Source organism: Streptomyces sp. NPDC002306, from assembly GCF_053593435.1.
In genome coordinates, this window is record NZ_JBSFCK010000013.1 from 146,964 (window position 1) to 164,202 (window position 17,239).

15 protein-coding genes are annotated in these 17,239 nt (G+C 71.2%); 13 read left to right on the forward strand and 2 right to left on the reverse strand.

The genetic code is table 11. From position 1 onward, the window contains the following. Positions 1–69: 69 nt before the first annotated feature. Positions 70–1,272, forward strand: coding sequence for a signal recognition particle-docking protein FtsY (ftsY, locus tag ACWCQK_RS25095; RefSeq protein ID WP_451158452.1), 1,203 nt, complete (start codon positions 70–72; stop codon positions 1,270–1,272). Between the two features lie 433 nt (positions 1,273–1,705). On the opposite strand, the gene ACWCQK_RS25100 is transcribed toward ftsY, so the two are convergent. Then, a complete protein-coding gene (locus tag ACWCQK_RS25100; RefSeq protein ID WP_451158454.1) occupies positions 1,706–2,371 on the reverse strand; it encodes a bifunctional DNA primase/polymerase in 666 nt (221 codons plus the stop codon). Positions 2,372–2,828: 457 nt separating this feature from the next. On the opposite strand from ACWCQK_RS25100, the gene nsdA reads away from it, so the two are divergent. The 5 genes from nsdA to ffh all read left to right on the forward strand — a co-directional run bounded on the left by nsdA (position 2,829) and on the right by ffh (position 10,483). Next, positions 2,829–4,304: a transcriptional repressor NsdA gene (gene nsdA, locus ACWCQK_RS25105; RefSeq protein WP_451158456.1), complete on the forward strand. Its 1,476-nt coding sequence runs from the start codon at positions 2,829–2,831 to the stop codon at positions 4,302–4,304. Between the two features lie 313 nt (positions 4,305–4,617). Beyond that, positions 4,618–5,961 carry an ammonium transporter gene (locus ACWCQK_RS25110; protein ID WP_451158458.1) on the forward strand — a complete coding sequence of 448 codons (1,344 nt, stop codon included), beginning with the start codon at positions 4,618–4,620 and terminating at the stop codon, positions 5,959–5,961. Continuing rightward, positions 5,958–6,296 carry a P-II family nitrogen regulator gene (locus ACWCQK_RS25115; protein ID WP_006379495.1) on the forward strand — a complete coding sequence of 113 codons (339 nt, stop codon included), beginning with the start codon at positions 5,958–5,960 and terminating at the stop codon, positions 6,294–6,296. Before ACWCQK_RS25110 ends, ACWCQK_RS25115 begins: the two co-directional genes overlap by 4 nt. 25 nt (positions 6,297–6,321) lie before the next feature. Then, positions 6,322–8,775, forward strand: coding sequence for a [protein-PII] uridylyltransferase (locus ACWCQK_RS25120; protein ID WP_451158460.1), 2,454 nt, complete (start codon positions 6,322–6,324; stop codon positions 8,773–8,775). A 157-nt stretch (positions 8,776–8,932) separates the two neighbouring features. Further along, positions 8,933–10,483 carry a signal recognition particle protein gene (gene ffh, locus ACWCQK_RS25125; RefSeq protein ID WP_451158462.1) on the forward strand — a complete coding sequence of 517 codons (1,551 nt, stop codon included), beginning with the start codon at positions 8,933–8,935 and terminating at the stop codon, positions 10,481–10,483. Between the two features lie 448 nt (positions 10,484–10,931). Here ffh and ACWCQK_RS25130 read toward each other — a convergent pair whose 3' ends face one another. Beyond that, the gene (locus ACWCQK_RS25130) at positions 10,932–11,789 is read right to left on the reverse strand and encodes an SAM-dependent methyltransferase (protein WP_451158464.1); all 858 of its coding nucleotides are present in this window, start codon (positions 11,787–11,789) and stop codon (positions 10,932–10,934) included. Between the two features lie 198 nt (positions 11,790–11,987). Between ACWCQK_RS25130 and proS the strand changes: the two genes are divergently transcribed. The 7 genes from proS (at position 11,988) to rplS (ending at position 17,179) form a co-directional block, all read left to right on the forward strand. Then, complete coding sequence (gene proS / locus ACWCQK_RS25135) at positions 11,988–13,403, forward strand: proline--tRNA ligase (protein ID WP_451158466.1); 1,416 nt, start codon at positions 11,988–11,990, stop codon at positions 13,401–13,403. 259 nt (positions 13,404–13,662) lie between these two features. Continuing rightward, entirely contained in the window at positions 13,663–14,262 is a 600-nt protein-coding gene (locus tag ACWCQK_RS25140; protein ID WP_385780353.1) for a hypothetical protein, read from the forward strand. A gap of 277 nt (positions 14,263–14,539) precedes the next feature. Continuing rightward, positions 14,540–14,968, forward strand: coding sequence for a 30S ribosomal protein S16 (gene rpsP / locus ACWCQK_RS25145; protein ID WP_451158468.1), 429 nt, complete (start codon positions 14,540–14,542; stop codon positions 14,966–14,968). Positions 14,969–14,970: 2 nt separating this feature from the next. Beyond that, positions 14,971–15,210, forward strand: a complete 240-nt coding sequence (locus ACWCQK_RS25150; RefSeq protein WP_033321114.1) for an RNA-binding protein — start codon at positions 14,971–14,973, stop codon at positions 15,208–15,210. A 108-nt stretch (positions 15,211–15,318) separates the two neighbouring features. Next, positions 15,319–15,864 (forward strand): ribosome maturation factor RimM, encoded by a 546-nt coding sequence (rimM, locus tag ACWCQK_RS25155; RefSeq protein WP_451158470.1) that lies wholly within the window; start codon positions 15,319–15,321, stop codon positions 15,862–15,864. Next, positions 15,861–16,694 carry a tRNA (guanosine(37)-N1)-methyltransferase TrmD gene (gene trmD, locus ACWCQK_RS25160; protein WP_451158472.1) on the forward strand — a complete coding sequence of 278 codons (834 nt, stop codon included), beginning with the start codon at positions 15,861–15,863 and terminating at the stop codon, positions 16,692–16,694. Before rimM ends, trmD begins: the two co-directional genes overlap by 4 nt. 134 nt (positions 16,695–16,828) lie before the next feature. After that, a complete protein-coding gene (gene rplS / locus ACWCQK_RS25165; protein ID WP_451158474.1) occupies positions 16,829–17,179 on the forward strand; it encodes a 50S ribosomal protein L19 in 351 nt (116 codons plus the stop codon). Positions 17,180–17,239: the final 60 nt, after the last annotated feature.

The following is a 17,239-nucleotide window of genomic DNA, read 5'->3' on the forward strand; positions in this document are numbered from 1 at the left end:
CGGCTCGCCGGATTGGAGGAAAGTACAAGCTGGGTCCGGGCGGAGCCCATGGCTGATACTGGACGGGTTATGGAAACCGTCATCCTTGCTGTAGTCATCGCCCTGGTCGTGCTCGGCGCGCTCGGCGGGCTCATCGTCGGCAGCCGGCGGAAGAAGTCGCTGCCCCCGCCGCCGCCCACCGTCCCCGACATCACCGCACCTCCGGCCGAGCCGCATGTCGGCGACGAGGCCGAGACGCCGCGTGAAGAACCGCGCCGCACGATAGAGGAGGTGGACCTCCCGGACGGCTCGGCCTCCGTCGCCGTCGAGGAACCCCCCGCCGCCGAAGCTCCCGGGATCGAGATCCCGGAGCCCTCCGCCGGGCGGCTGGTCCGCCTGCGCGCCCGTCTCTCCCGCTCGCAGAACGCGCTCGGCAAGGGTCTGCTCACCCTGCTGTCGCGCGAGCACCTCGACGACGACACCTGGGAGGAGATCGAGGACACCCTGCTCACCGCCGACGTCGGCGTGCTGCCCACCCAGGAGCTGGTCGAACGGCTGCGCGAGCGGGTGCGGGTGCTCGGCACCCGCACGCCCGAGGAGCTGCGCGCCCTGCTGCGCGAGGAGCTGCTCACCCTGGTCGGCACCGACTTCGACCGTGCCGTGAAGACCGAGCCGGAGACCGGCAAGCCCGGCGTCGTGATGGTCGTCGGGGTCAACGGCACCGGCAAGACCACCACCACCGGCAAGCTCGCCCGGGTCCTGGTGGCGGACGGCCGGACCGTCGTCCTCGGGGCCGCCGACACCTTCCGCGCCGCCGCCGCCGAACAGCTCCAGACCTGGGGCGAGCGGGTCGGCGCCCACATCGTGCGCGGGCCGGAGGCCGGCGACCCCGCCTCCGTCGCCTTCGACGCGGTGAAGGAGGGCAAGGAGATGGGGGCCGACGTCGTCCTCATCGACACGGCCGGCCGGCTGCACACCAAGACCGGGCTCATGGACGAGCTCGGCAAGGTCAAGCGCGTGGTCGAGAAGCAGGCCCCGCTCGACGAGGTGCTGCTCGTCCTCGACGCCACCACCGGGCAGAACGGCCTCGTGCAGGCCCGGGTGTTCGCCGAGGTCGTCGACATCACCGGCATCGTGCTGACCAAGCTGGACGGCACGGCCAAGGGCGGCATCGTGATCGCGGTCCAGCGTGAGCTGGGCGTGCCGGTCAAGTTGATCGGGCTCGGGGAGGGCGCGGACGACCTGGCGCCGTTCGAGCCGGAGGCGTTCGTGGATGCCCTGATCGGGGAGTGAACTCCGCCGGCCGAAACCGGTGTCCGATCGAAGAGGGGCCCTACCGCATGGTGCAGATGCGGTAGGGCCCTTCGGCTTGGGGCGCCGGGCGCGAGAGAGGGGGCACCAGGCGCGCCCCGCGCGGGTCCTTCGGGACGAGGTGCGGGGTCCCGCTCGCGCCGGTCTTTCGCGTCGGGCGCGGGGCTCGCGCCCGCTCGGGCCCTTGCTTGCGGGCGCCAGGCGCGCGCCCGCGCAGGTCTGTCGGGTCAAGGCGCCGGGCGCGCACACCTTTCGCCTGAGGTGCCGTGCTCGCGCCTGTCGGTGCTGTTCGGCGCCCGGCGCTCTGCGCGCGTCCGCTCGAACCCTTGTGTGAGGCGCAGGGCGCACGCTCGCGTGGGTGCTTCGTGTGGGGCGCTCGGTGTGTGTCCGCGCGCCTGGTCGTGGGGTGCTCGGCTCACGCCCGTGAGCGGTGTGCCACGTACGCCAGCGTGCCCAGCAGCAGACGCGCCGCCGGCGGCTTCGTCGCCGAGTCCAGGGCAGGGGGGCGCAGCCACTGCACCGGGCCGAGGCCGCCGCGGTCGGAGGGCGGCGCGGTCACGTACGTACCGGGGCCGAGGCCGCGCAGGTCCAGGGTGCACGGGTCGTCCCAGCCCATGCGGTAGAGCAGCTCGGGCAGTTCGGCAGCGGCGCCGGGGGCGACGTAGAACTGGGCGCGGCCCCCGGGGGTCGCGGTGACCGGGCCCAGCGGCAGGCCCATGCGCTCCAGCCGGACCAGCGCGCGGCGCCCGGCCGGCTCGGCCACCTCCACGACGTCGAACGCGCGGCCGACCGGCAGCATCACGGCGGCCCCCGGCACCTCCGCCCACGCCTCGCTGACCTCGTCGAGCGTCGCCCCGGCGGGTACCTCGGGTGCGAAGTCGAGCGGGTGCGCGCCCGGCGCCCGGCAGTCCGGGCGGCCGCAGGAACACACCCCCGCGGCGGCCCTGGCGCCGGGCACGACGTCCCAGCCCCACAGTCCGGTGAACTCGGCCACGGCGGTGCTCTCCGAGGAGCGGCCGCGGCGGCGCGAGGCGGACCGGATGTCGCGGATACCCCGACTGCTGCCGATCGTGAAGCCCATGCCCCCTCCAACGGGTCCGACGCACCGGTGGTTACGAGACGGACGCCCATCATGACTCTGAGTGACTTCGCGCGTTCCCGCTCCCCGATGCCGCGTGATCCGGGCGGCGCCTTGAAGCGCCCGGGGGTCGCGTGCTGGGCGGTGCGCGCCCCTGCATGCACCTCTCCGCTCACTCCCGGCCGTCCTATGTCAAGTGAATCGCGCGGAGGCCATCGTGAGTTCATTCGAAGGGGTGGCGAAAGGTGGCGATTGAGGGATCGCCATGGCTGGACCGGTGATCGTAGGATTACTTTGAGTGCACGAGACTCGGAGGCACATGCGCCAGTGGGTATGCCGGGGGCATCTCGGGTTTCCGTTCGAAGGGTGAGAACTTCGGGACGGACGGCCGTATTTACCGGCATTCTGATAGGGCTTGGCGCATTCGGCGACAAGAGGTCTCAGGGATGGGGGCGTTCCAGTGGGCGGCAACGGCGGAAGTGGAGTGAACGCTGACAAGCGCCCCAACGAGCTGCTCGGCTCGTGGTTCGTGCGCAGCGGTTGGTCCAAGGGCGAGCTCGCGCGCCAGGTGAACCGCCGAGCCCGCCAGTTGGGGGCCAACCACATCTCGACGGACACCTCGCGGGTGCGTCGCTGGCTGGACGGCGAGAACCCCCGCGAGCCCATCCCCCGGATCCTGTCCGAGCTGTTCTCCGAACGGTTCGGCTGCGTCGTCTCCGTCGAGGATCTCGGCCTGCGCGCCGCACGGCAGTCACCGTCCGTGTCCGGCGTCGACCTGCCCTGGACGGGCCCGCAGACGGTGGCCCTGCTCAGCGAGTTCTCGCGCAGCGACCTGATGCTGGCGCGGCGCGGCTTCCTCGGGACGTCGCTGGCGCTGTCCGCGGGCCCGGCCCTCATCGAGCCCATGCAGCGCTGGCTCGTGCCCTCGGTCCCCGGCCCGCGGCAGGAGCCGGACTCCACGCCGGTCTCCCGCGCGCGCGGCCGGCTGTCCCGGCCCGAGCTGGAGCTGCTGGAGTCCACCACGGTGATGTTCCGGCAGTGGGACGCCCAGTGCGGCGGCGGCCTGCGCCGCAAGGCGGTCGTCGGCCAGCTGCACGAGGTGACCGACCTCCTCCAGGAACCCCAGCCCGAGGAGACCTCCAGGAAGCTGTTCAAGGTCGCCGCCGAGCTGGCCGAGCTGGCCGGCTGGATGAGCTACGACATCGGGCTGCAACCGACCGCGCAGAAGTACTTCGTCCTGGCCCTGCACGCGGCCCGGGAGGCCGGCGACAAGCCGCTCGGCTCGTACGTCCTGTCCAGCATGAGCCGCCAGATGATCCACCTCGGGCGGCCCGACGACGCCCTGGAGCTGATCCACCTCGCGCAGTACGGCAGCCGCGACTGCGCGAGCCCGCGCACCCAGTCGATGCTGTATGCGATGGAGGCCCGCGCCTACGCCAACATGGGCCAGCCCGGCAAGTGCAAGCGGGCCGTGCGGATGGCCGAGGACACCTTCACCGACGCCGACGAGTGGGACGAGCCGGACCCCGACTGGATCCGCTTCTTCTCCGAGGCCGAGCTGTACGGCGAGAACTCCCACTCCTTCCGTGACCTCGCCTACGTCGCCGGCCGCAGTCCCGCCTACGCCTCCCTGGCCGAGCCCCTCATGCAGCGGGCCGTCCAGCTGTTCGGCCAGGACGCCGAGCACCAGCGGTCGTACGCACTCAACCTGATCGGCATGGCCACCGTGCACCTGCTGCGCCGCGAACCCGAGCGGAGCACGGGCTTCGCCGAGGAGGCGATGGGCATCGCGAAGAAGGTGCGTTCCGAGCGCGTCAACACTCGTATCCGAAAGACCGTGGACACCGCTGTACGCGATTTCGGGGAGCTCGCCGAGATCGTCGATCTGACCGCGAAGCTCGCCGTCGAGCTGCCGGAGACCGCGGAAGCGGTGTGAACCCCACCAGCCCCGGTCGCGGCCGGCCCTCCCGAACTGCCCGACTCGGCTCCCCCATGCCAGGTCATCGGAAGGCCGACCGCGGCCGGTTTCCTGCCTTCACCGAAGGTTGCGCCACGATAACGATCCCCGTGCCCACAATCCGGCGGTTCATCGAGGCGTAACACGCAAGCCGCCTTCGTCACCGCGGTGAAACAACGAGGGGCGTCGACCGAAACGGCGCTGCGTCAATCTCATGGCGCATAACCGGCCCACCCCTCACTCCGCCCAGGCTTCGCCCGCACGGGGCCGTACCAACGACGAGGAGACGCCGATGGCAGCAGCCATCACGCTTGCGGCAGACGCGCCCACGCTGTCGTCTGCCAACACAGGCTTCATGCTCATCTGTTCCGCCCTGGTGATGCTCATGACCCCGGGCCTGGCCTTCTTCTACGGAGGCATGGTCCGCGTCAAGAGCACCCTGAACATGCTGATGATGAGCTTCATCAGCCTGGGGATCGTCACCATCCTGTGGGTGCTCTACGGCTTCTCCCTCGCCTTCGGCACCGATCACGGCAGCCTCATCGGCTGGAACTCGGACTGGGTCGGCCTCAGCAACATCGGCCTGACGGAGCTGTGGGACGGCTACACCATCCCGGTCTTCGTCTTCATGGTCTTCCAGCTGATGTTCGCGATCATCACGCCCGCCCTGATCAGCGGCGCTCTCGCGGACCGGGTGAAGTTCAGCGCGTGGGCGCTGTTCATCGCCCTGTGGGCCACGGTCGTCTACTTCCCGGTCGCGCACTGGGTCTGGGGCGCCGGCGGCTGGGCCTTCGACCTCGGTGTGATCGACTTCGCCGGTGGTACGGCGGTCCACATCAACGCGGGTGCCGCGGCACTCGGCGTGATCCTGGTCATCGGCAAGCGGGTCGGCTTCAAGAAGGACCCGATGCGCCCGCACAGCCTCCCGCTCGTCATGCTCGGCGCCGGTCTGCTGTGGTTCGGCTGGTTCGGATTCAACGCCGGTTCGTGGCTGGGCAACGACGACGGCGTCGGCGCGCTGATGTTCGTCAACACGCAGGTCGCCACCGCGGCCGCCATGCTGGCCTGGCTCGCCTACGAGAAGATCCGCCACGGCGCGTTCACCACGCTGGGCGCCGCCTCCGGCGCGGTCGCGGGTCTCGTCGCCATCACCCCCTCGGGTGGTGCGGTCTCCCCGCTCGGCGCGATCGCCGTCGGCGCCATCGCCGGTGTGCTGTGCGCCATGGCCGTCGGCCTGAAGTACCGGTTCAACTACGACGACTCCCTCGACGTCGTCGGTGTTCACCTGGTCGGCGGTGTCATCGGCTCCCTGCTGATCGGCTTCTTCGCCACCGGCAAGGGCCAGTCGACCGCGACGGGCGTCTTCTACGGCGACCACTCCTTCGACCAGCTCTGGAAGCAGTGCGCCGGTGTCTTCGCGGTCCTCGCCTACTCGCTGATCGTCTCCGCGATCCTCGCCTTCCTCCTCGACAAGACGATCGGGATGCGCGTCTCCGAGGACGACGAGGTGGCCGGGATCGACCAGGCCGAGCACGCCGAGACCGCATACGACTTCAGCGGGGCCGGTGGTGGTGCCGCCCGGTCCGCCGTCCCGGCCGGGGCAGGCGGCACTGCGAGCAAGAAGGTGGACGCATGAAGCTCATCACCGCCGTCGTCAAGCCCCACCGGCTCGACGAGATCAAGGAGGCCCTCCAGGCCTTCGGGGTCCACGGACTGACGGTCACCGAGGCGAGCGGTTACGGTCGTCAGAGGGGACACACCGAGGTCTACCGGGGCGCCGAGTACACGGTCGACCTGGTCCCCAAGATCCGTATCGAGGTGCTGGCCGAGGACGACGACGCCGAGGGCCTCATCGACGTCATCGTCAAGGCGGCCCGGACCGGCAAGATCGGTGACGGCAAGGTCTGGTCCCTCCCGGTCGAGACGGCCGTGCGGGTCCGGACCGGCGAGCGCGGCCCGGACGCGCTCTAATCAGAAGACCGACAGGAGTCGCTGGGTGACGAGTACGGACATGCGCAAGGATGCAGAGGACTCGGGACCCAGCGGCTACGCGGCGGCCCGGCTGCGCCTCCTCACCGAGGGGGCGCGGTTCGGGCCGCCGCGCCGTGCGGCCCTCGCCGAACTGACCGACGACTGGCTGACCGGCCTGTTCGACGCGGGCAGCGGCGGACTGCGCGGGGCGTCACTGGTCGCGGTCGGCGGCTACGGGCGGGGGGAACTGTCCCCGCGCAGCGACCTCGACCTCCTGCTGCTGCACGACGGCGGCGACTCCGGCGCGGTCGCCGCGCTGGCCGACCGCCTCTGGTACCCGGTCTGGGACCTCGGCCTCGCCCTCGACCACTCCGTCCGCACCCCGGCCGAGGCCCGCAAGACGGCCGGCGACGACCTCAAGGTCCAGCTCGGTCTGCTCGACGCCCGGCACATCGCGGGCGACCTCGGTCTCACCGCGGGACTGCGCACGGCGGTGCTCGCCGACTGGCGCAATCAGGCGCCGAAACGCCTCCCCGAACTCCAGGAACTGTGCGCGGAACGCGCCGAACGTCAGGGCGAGCTCCAGTTCCTGCTGGAACCCGACCTGAAGGAGGCCCGCGGCGGCCTGCGCGACGCCACCATGCTGCGCGCCGTCGCCGCCTCCTGGCTCGCCGACGCCCCCCGCGAGGGCCTCGCCGACGCCCGGCGCCGGCTCCTCGACGTCCGCGACGCCCTCCACCTGACCACCGGACGCGCGACCGACCGGCTCGCCCTCCAGGAACAGGACCAGGTCGCCGCCGAGCTCGGCCTGCTGGACGCCGACACCCTCCTGCGACAGGTGTACGAAGCCGCCCGCGTCATCTCCTACGCCAGTGACGTCACCTGGCGCGAGGTGAGCCGCGTCCTGCGCTCGCGCGCCGTACGGCCGCGGCTGCGCGCCATGCTCGGCGGCGGCAAGCAGATCACCGAGCGCTCCCCGCTGGCGGAAGGCGTGGTGGAGCAGGACGGCGAGGTGGTGCTCGCCCGTGCCGCGCGCCCCGAACGCGACCCCGTGCTCCCCCTGCGTGCCGCGGCCGCCGCCGCGCAGGCCGGCCTCCCGCTCTCCCTGCACGCCGTACGGCGCCTGGCGGCCATCGCGCGTCCCCTGCCCACGCCCTGGCCCGCCGAGGCACGCGAACAACTGGTGACCCTGCTCGGTTCGGGCCGCCCGACCATCGAGGTCTGGGAGGCGCTGGAGGCCGAGGGAGTGATCACCCGGCTGCTGCCCGACTGGGAGCGGGTGCGCTGCCGCCCGCAGCGCAACGCCGTGCACATCTGGACCGTCGACCGGCACCTCATCGAGACCGCCGTCCGCGCCTCCGAGTTCACCCGCCGCGTCAGCCGCCCCGACCTGCTGCTGGTCGCCGCCCTGCTGCACGACATCGGCAAGGGCTGGCCCGGCGACCACTCGGTGGCCGGCGAGATCATCGCCAAGGACGTGGCCGCCCGGATCGGCTTCGACCGCGCGGACGTGACCGTCCTGGCCTGCCTGGTCCGCCATCACCTGCTGCTCGTCGAGACCGCGACCCGGCGCGACCTGGACGACCCCGCCACCGTGCGCGCGGTCGCCGAGGCCGTCGGCAGTCAGAGCACCCTGGAACTGCTGCACGCGCTCACCGAGGCGGACGCCCTGGCCACCGGCCCGGCCGCCTGGTCCTCCTGGCGCGGATCCCTCGTCGCCGACCTGGTGAAGCGGGTCGCGGCCGTGCTGGCCGGCGACGTCCTCGCGGAGCCCGAGGACGCCGTCCCCACCGCCGAGCAGGAACGCCTCGCCGTCGAGGCGCATCGCATGGGCGGCCCGGTCCTCTCGCTGCGCGCCCAGAGCGAGCCGCCGGCCGAACCGGAGCCGTCCGCCGCGCAGGATCCGGAACCGCTCGGCGTGGAACTGCTCATCGCCGTACCCGACCAGCCCGGCGTGCTGCCCGCGGTCGCCGGAGTCCTCGCCGTGCACCGCCTCACCGTGCGCACGGCGGAGCTGCGCGCCCTGCCGCTGCCGGACGGCGTCGGCGGCTCGGTCCTGCTGCTCGACTGGCGGGTCGCCGCGGAGTACGGCTCGCTGCCCCAGGCCACCCGGCTGCGCGCCGACCTCGTGCGTGCGCTGGACGGCTCCCTGGACATCACCACCCGCCTCGCCGAGCGCGACGCGGCCTATCCGCGCCGCCGGGGCGTCGTCGCGCCCCCCGCGCGGGTGACGGTCGCCTCCGCGGGGTCCCGCCTCGCCACCGTGATCGAGGTGCGCGCCCAGGACGCCCCGGGACTGCTGTTCCGGATCGGGTCGGCGCTGGAGGACGCGGGCGTACGGATGCGCAGCGCTCATGTCAGCACGCTCGGCGCGAACGCCGTGGACGCCTTCTACGTGACCGGTGCGGACGGTGTGCCCCTGCCGAGCGAGGAGGCGGCGTCCGTGGCGCGCAAGCTGGAGGAGACGCTGCGGGGGTGACCTCGCGGTCCCGCGCCCCTCGGCCGTGCTCCCCGCCGACGTGCCGGTCCAGGCCGTCTTCGGCCGCCGATTACCGCAGGCGGGGACGAATGTCTTGCGCGGCCGGATACCCTGGAAGACGCTCACCCCGCCCCCGACTCCGAGGACCGACGCCGCCGTGTTCGATACTCTCTCCGATCGCCTCTCAGCGACCTTCAAGAACTTGCGCGGCAAGGGGCGCTTGAGCGAAGCGGATATCGACGCCACGGCGCGTGAGATCCGCATCGCCCTGCTCGAGGCGGATGTGGCCCTCCCCGTAGTCCGCACGTTCATCAAGAACGTCAAGGAGCGGGCGCTCGGCGCCGACGTCTCCAAGGCCCTGAACCCGGCCCAGCAGGTCCTGAAGATCGTCAACGACGAGCTCGTCACGATCCTCGGCGGCGAGACGCGCCGCCTGCGCTTCGCGAAGCAGCCGCCGACCGTGATCATGCTGGCGGGTCTCCAGGGTGCCGGTAAGACCACTCTCGCGGGCAAGCTCGGCAAGTGGCTGAAGGACCAGGGCCACTCGCCGCTGCTGGTCGCGGCCGACCTCCAGCGTCCCAACGCCGTCAACCAGCTGAGCGTCGTCGCCGAGCGCGCCGGTGTCGCGGTCTACGCCCCGGAGCCCGGGAACGGCGTCGGTGACCCGGTCAAGGTCGCCAAGGACTCCATGGAGTTCGCCAAGGCCAAGGTCCACGACATCGTGATCGTGGACACCGCGGGCCGCCTCGGCATCGACCAGGAGCTGATGCGCCAGGCCGCGGACATCCGCGACGCGGTCAGCCCCGACGAGATCCTCTTCGTCGTCGACGCGATGATCGGCCAGGACGCCGTGAACACGGCGGAGGCCTTCCGGGACGGCGTCGGCTTCGACGGTGTCGTGCTGTCCAAGCTCGACGGCGACGCCCGTGGTGGCGCGGCCCTGTCGATCGCCTCGGTGACCGGCAAGCCGATCATGTTCGCGTCGAACGGCGAGAAGCTCGACGACTTCGACGCCTTCCACCCTGACCGGATGGCCTCCCGCATCCTCGACATGGGTGACCTGCTCACCCTGATCGAGCAGGCGGAGAAGACGTTCAGTCAGGAAGAGGCCGAGAAGATGGCCTCCAAGCTGGCGTCCAAGAAGGGCCAGGACTTCACCCTGGACGACTTCCTGGCCCAGATGGAGCAGGTCAGGAAGATGGGCAGCATCAGCAAGCTGCTCGGCATGCTTCCGGGCATGGGCCAGATCAAGGACCAGATCGCCAACCTGGACGAGCGGGACGTCGACCGTACGGCCGCGATCATCAAGTCGATGACCCCGGCCGAGCGCCAGGAGCCGACGATCATCAACGGTTCGCGTCGCGCCCGTATCGCCAAGGGTTCCGGCGTCGAGGTCAGCGCGGTCAAGGGCCTGGTCGAGCGCTTCTTCGAGGCGCGCAAGATGATGGCCCGCATGGCCCAGGGCGGCGGCATGCCCGGGATGCCGGGCATGCCGGGCATGGGTGGCGGCCCCGGCCGGACCAAGAAGCAGCCGAAGCAGGCCAAGGGCAAGCAGCGCTCGGGCAACCCGATGAAGCGCCGGCAGCAGGAGCTGGAGGAGGCCCAGCGCCGCGAGGCCGCGGCTCAGGGCGGTAACGCCTTCGGGCTGCCGGAGCAGGGCGGCAAGGACTTCGAGCTCCCGGACGAGTTCAAGAAGTTCATGGGCTGACCGTTCGTCCGGTACGGCGTCGGGGGTGCCCCTCCGGCGCCGCGGGCGCACGTGCGGGCGCGGCTTCCGCGCCGAAGCGCCCTTTCGGCCGAGGCACGCCGCACTCGTACGGGCCGAGCCGCCGTGCTCGTACAACCAGGGCATTCGCACTCATGCGACCGGTGCATGGGCACTCGTGCAGCCGGGGCGTACGCACTCGTACGGACGCGGTGTACGCGCTCGCGCAACCGGGGCTCCCGTACTCGTACGGCTGGAGCCCGCGCGCCGGCCGGGCCGGAGCCTCAGCTCCGGTTCGGGCACGGCTTTCCCACGCCTCCGGCCCGGACCGCGGTACCGGTCCGGCCAGGGCCTCCGCGCTGATCCGGCCCGAGCCTCCGCTCCGGTTCGGGCCCGGACTTCGCACCCGTCCGGGCAGCGCCTCTGTACCAGTGCGGCCGGGCTCTCCGTACTACCGCGTGCGGGCTATCAGGTACCGGAAGACGTTCGACATCCAGACCGTCCCGTCCGGACGCCGGAACGGATGCAGAGCCTCCGTCAACTCCTTGTCGACCTGCGCCTGGTCGGTGGCGGTGACGGCCGCGTCGAACAACCCGGTCGACAGCAGCCCGCGTACCGCGCTGTCCATGTCGGCGTACCCGAAGGGGCACGCCACGCGCCCGGAGCCGTCCGGCTTGAGACCGGCGCGCTGGGCCACCTCCTCCAGGTCGTCACGGCGGGCCGGGCGCCAACTGGCCGTGCTGCGCAGCGGATCCGCCAGCCTGGTGGCCACCCGCAGCACGGACGACGTGGCGCACCGCTCAGGCGGACCCCAGCCCGCCAGCACCACGGGTGCCCCTCGCCCGGTCAGCGGAGTCGCCGCCGCGAGCAGTTCACCGAGCCCCTCCGAGTCGCCCGCGAGGCACCCGATCGGCTCGAAGGCGGTCACCAGGTTGTACGCGGCTGTCCGCGCGTCGGCCGCGTCCTCGGGCGAGCCCTCGACGAGCCGGGTGTCCGTACGCGCGCGTGTGTCCCAGGCCGCGGGCAGCAGCCGTCGCCGGGCGAGGGCCAGCCGTTCGGGGGAGGAGGGTTCGACACCGGTGACCGAGGCGCCTCTGGAGGCGGCCATCAGCAGGGCCAGCCCGGAGCCACAGCCGAGGCCGAGCAGCCGCGTGGCGGGACCCACTTCCAGCCGCGTGTAGGCGGCCTCGTAGAGCGGAACCAGCATTCGTTCCTGGATCTCGGACCAGTCACGCGCGCGTGCACACAGGTCCACCCGGGGCGCCGGCCCCGAGTGAGGCAGGTGCTGCCGCACGAGCGTAGGTGTCATAGGAAAGCGCCCCAATCCGCCGAGAGTTGTCGCCGTGCTTGAATCCGTGACCCCGTGATGTGCACTTGCACTCCCCCCGTATGCCAGGAAACTCCCGGCTCGCGGTGTCGTCCAGGGGTTGCGGAGTCCGGTTTGCGGGTTGTCGGGGCATGTGGCGAGAATTCACGCCCCCGCAACGTGGGCCCGTACCATCTCGCCATGGCAAAGGCACCCGTACTCACGCCCAGGGCGGACGACTTCCCGCGCTGGTACCAGGATCTGATCGCCAAGGCCGAACTGGCCGACAACGGCCCGGTGCGCGGTTCGATGGTGATCCGACCGTACGGCTACGGGCTGTGGGAGCGGATGCAGGCCGAGATGGACGCCCGCATCAAGGAGACCGGCACCCAGAACGCGTACTTCCCGCTGCTGATCCCGCAGTCGTACCTCACCAGGGAGGCCGACCACGTCGAGGGCTTCGCGCCCGAGCTCGCGGTGGTCACGCACGGCGGTGGCAAGGAACTGGAGGAGCCCGCGGTCGTCCGCCCCACCTCCGAGATGATCATCAACGACTACTTCTCGAAGTGGGTGCAGAGCTACCGCGACCTGCCCCTGCTCATCAACCAGTGGGCGAACGTGGTGCGCTGGGAGCTGCGGCCCCGCCTGTTCCTGCGGACGTCCGAGTTCCTGTGGCAGGAAGGCCACACGGCGCACGCGACGTACGAGGAGGCGCGCGACTTCGCCGCGCGCATCCACCGCGAGGTCTACGAGGACTTCATGGTGAACGTCCTCGCGATGGACGTCGTCCCCGGCCGCAAGACCGTCAAGGAGCGGTTCGCGGGCGCCGTCAACACCCTCACCCTCGAAGGCATGATGGGCGACGGCAAGGCTCTCCAGATGGCGACCAGTCACGAACTGGGCCAGAACTTCGCGCGGGCCTTCAACACCCGGTACCTGTCCAGGGACGGCCGGCAGGAACTGGTCTGGCAGACCTCCTGGGGCTCGACGACCCGCATGATCGGCGCCCTGGTGATGATGCACGGCGACGACAACGGCCTGCGGGTGCCGCCGCGGCTGGCGCAGATCCAGGTCGTCGTGCTGGCGATCAAGGGCGACGACGCGGTTCTGGCCAAGGTCCGCGAGCTCGGCGACCGGTTGCGCACGGCGGGGATCCGCGTCCAGGTCGACGACCGCACGGACATCCCCTTCGGCCGGCGTGCCGTCGACTGGGAGCTCAAGGGCGTGCCCGTGCGGATCGAGATCGGGCCCCGTGACCTGGAGAACGGCACCGCGATGCTGGCCCGCCGTATCCCCGGCGGCAAGGAGCCGGTGGAGATCGGCGCCCTGGTCGACGCGCTCCCCGCGCTCCTCGAAGAGGATCAGGCGCTGCTGCTGCGCCAGTCCCGCGAACGCCGGGAGTCCCGTACCTCCGAGGTGTCGACGATCGAGGAGGCCGTCGAGGTCGCGGCCGGCGGTGGCTGGGCGCGCGTCCCGTGGGCGACCCTCGGCGAGGAGGGCGAGGCCAGGCTGGCCGACCACGCCGTGACCGTACGCTGTCTGGTCGCCGAGGACGGGTCGGTGCCGGACGACGGCGACGCACCCGGTAACGTCGCGATCGTCGCGCGCGCTTACTGAGGTAGCGCCTTCGCCACGAGAGCGGCCGAAAGGCCCCTTGCGTATCCGCGGACCACAGGTGTTCCGGCGCGTGGACAACGTCTACGCGCCGGGGCGTACGTCAGCCTACGCACCAGCTTGATACGAGCTGTGAGGCTTATCCGCAGATCAGCGCACCCGCCCTCGTCAGGACGCATCAGCGGCAACTGACTGGTACGTGCAAATTATTTGGGATGGCCCGGAATCGGAACACAGGGGCACCCCGGCTCGTTGTCATTACGTGAGCACGACACAGACACCACCTGTTCTCGCCGCAGAGCTGGCAGAGGCGTGGGCCGACATTCAGCGGTACCACCCCGAACTGCCCGACCTTGCCGCGCCAGAGTCCCTGATCGGGGAGTCGTCGTCCGCGTGCGGGCACGAGCTCTCCTTCGAGCGGCTGCTCCACGAGGCAGTCCACGGCATCGCCGCCGCGCGCGGTGTCCGTGACACCTCCCGGGCCGGCCGCTACCACAACCGCAGGTTCCTCGCGATCGCCGAGGAGCTGGGCCTGGACCACCCCGAGGAGCCGCATCCCAGCAGCGGCTTCTCGCTGGTCACGCTCAGCCCCGAGGCCAAGCGCCGGTACCGCCCGACCATGGAGCGCCTCCAGCGCGCCCTGAAGGCGCACACGGCGGCCACGTCCGCCGACACCACCCGGGCCTTCCGCGGCCCGGCCGCCCGCCACGGCTCGTCCGGCGGCGGGGTGCGCGTGAAGGCGGTCTGCGACTGCGGCCGCAACGTGCGGGTCGTCCCGTCCGTGCTGGCACAGGCGCCGATCGTGTGCGGCGGCTGCGGGAAGCCGTTCCGGATTCCGGAGATCGTGGGCGCGGCGGGCTGAGGGGCGCGGCTGCTCGTGGCAGCCGCGCCTCGACGGCGCGGGGCGGGGTGCACCCGACGTACGGCGACGCCTGCGACGGGTGCCCGTCAGGTGTGCCCGGGCGCCCCCTCGGCCGGAAGCGCCCCTCAGGGTGTGGCACAATGGCTAGCTGTACTCGACAGCCGCATAGGACCCCTCTCTCCTCCGGCTGACGCGTCCGTCGGGCACTCGGGTACCGCAACCCCACGCGGCCATCTCGCCGTGCCCAACCACGTCAAGACCAGGAGACACCACTTCCGTGGCAGTCAAGATCAAGCTGAAGCGTCTGGGCAAGATCCGTGCGCCTCACTACCGCATCGTCATCGCCGACTCCCGCACCCGCCGTGACGGCCGGGCCATCGAGGAGATCGGCAAGTACCACCCGACCTACCACCCGTCGGTCATCGAGGTCGACGCCGACCGCGTGGCGTACTGGCTGGGTGTCGGCGCGCAGCCGACCGAGCCCGTGCTCGCCATCCTGAAGAAGACCGGCGACTGGCAGAAGTTCAAGGGCGAGCCCGCCCCGGCTCCGCTGCTCGTGGCCGCTCCGAAGGCCGCGCGCCCGCTGTTCGACGCCCTCGGCGGCGACGACGCGGGCAAGGGTGAGGCCATCACCCAGAAGAAGAAGGCCGAGAAGAAGGACGAGGCTGCCGCTGAGTCGTCTTCGTCTGAGTCGACTGAGGCCTGAGCATGCTCGAGGAGGCTCTCGAGCACCTCGTGAAGGGCATCGTCGACAACCCTGACGATGTGCAGGTCGCCTCCCGTGACCTGCGTCGCGGGCGGGTGCTCGAGGTCCGGGTCCACCCGGACGACCTCGGCAAGGTGATCGGCCGCAACGGCCGCACCGCACGCGCTCTGCGCACCGTCGTGGGCGCCATCGGCGGCCGCGGTGTCCGCGTCGACCTCGTCGACGTGGACCAAGTCCGCTGACGCATTCGCAGCACCGGCTCGGGCCGGGGAGGGCCACTGGGCCGTCCCCGGCCCGATGTCGTATCGGCCGGCAGGTCGTAAGAGTCGTCTGACAGGAGATCGAGCACAGTGCAGCTGGTAGTCGCACGGATCGGCCGCGCCCATGGCATCAAGGGCGAGGTCACCGTCGAGGTACGTACCGACGAGCCGGAACTGCGGCTCGCGCCCGGAGCCGTCCTGGCCACCGATCCGGCCACGGCCGGCCCGCTGACCATCGAGACGGGCCGCGTCCACAGCGGCCGCCTCCTGCTGCGCTTCGAGGGCGTGCGCGACCGGACCGCCGCCGAGGCGCTCCGCAACATCCTGCTGATCGCCGACGTCGACCCCGAGGAGTCGCCCGAGGACGAGGACGAGTACTACGACCACCAGCTGATGGACCTCGACGTGGTGACGGTGGACGGCACCGAGGTCGGCAGGATCACCGAGATCTCGCACCTGCCCTCGCAGGACCTGTTCATCGTGGTGCGTCCCGACGGCAGCGAGGTCCTCATCCCCTTCGTCGAGGAGATCGTCACCGAGATCGACCTCGAGGAGCAGCGCGCGGTCATCGACCCGCCGCCCGGTCTGATCGACGACCGCGCCGAGATCGTCTCCTCCCGGGACGACAGCGCATGAGGCTCGACGTCGTCACGATCTTTCCCGAGTACCTCGATCCGCTGAACGTCTCGCTCGTCGGCAAGGCACGCGCGCGTGGCCGGCTCGACGTCCATGTGCACGACCTGCGCTCTTGGACGTACGACCGCCACAACACGGTCGACGACACGCCCTACGGCGGCGGCCCCGGCATGGTCATGAAGACCGAGCCCTGGGGTGCCGCCCTCGACGCGGCCCTCGCCGACGGCTACGAGACGGGCGCCCACGCGCCCGCGCTCATCGTGCCCACGCCCAGCGGCCGTCCCTTCACCCAGGAACTCGCCGTCGAGCTCTCCGAGCGCCCCTGGCTGATCTTCACACCGGCCCGCTACGAGGGCATCGACCGCCGGGTCGTCGACGAGTACGCCACCAGGATCCCGGTCTACGAGGTGTCCATCGGCGACTACGTCCTGGCCGGCGGCGAGGCGGCCGTCCTGGTCATCACGGAGGCCGTGGCGAGGCTGCTGCCCGGGGTCCTCGGCAACGCCGAGTCGCACCGGGACGACTCCTTCGCGCCCGGCGCCATGGCCAACCTCCTCGAAGGGCCCGTCTACACCAAGCCGCCCGAGTGGCACGGCCGCGGGATCCCGGAGGTGCTGCTCAGCGGGCACCACGGGAAGATCGCCCGCTGGCGGCGCGACGAGGCGCTCCGGCGCACCACGGCCAACCGGCCCGACCTGATCGAGCGTTGCGATCCCGCCGCCTTCGACAAGAAGGACCGCGAGATGCTCTCCATCCTCGGCTGGGCGCCGGATCCGGCGGGGGAGCCGTACGGCCGATTTTGGCGCAGGCCGGAAGGCATGGAAGAATAGGTCGCTGTTGTGCGCTGTCCGGCGTGCGCCCCTGCCACAGGGGGACACGACGCCCGTCCCGACGCGCAGAACTCTCATCCAGACCAACCGACTTCCGTTGATGACCTGTGGCATCACCGAAGAAAGCAGACGAAATGTCCCACCTGCTCGACATCGTCGACTCCGCGTCGCTGCGCAGCGACCTCCCGGCCTTCCGCCCGGGTGACACGGTCAACGTCCACGTCCGCGTCATCGAGGGCAACCGCTCCCGTGTGCAGCAGTTCAAGGGCGTGGTGATCCGCCGCCAGGGCGCCGGTGTCCGCGAGACCTTCACGGTCCGCAAGGTCTCGTTCTCCGTCGGCGTCGAGCGCACCTTCCCGGTGCACACCCCGATCGTCGAGAAGATCGAGCTCGTCACCCGCGGTGACGTGCGTCGCGCCAAGCTCTACTACCTGCGCGACCTGCGCGGCAAGGCCGCGAAGATCAAGGAGAAGCGCGACAGGTGATCGCGTGCCGCTGCTCGTGAGCCGTAGGTGAGCGAGGCGGCAGGAAGGTGTCGGAGCGGG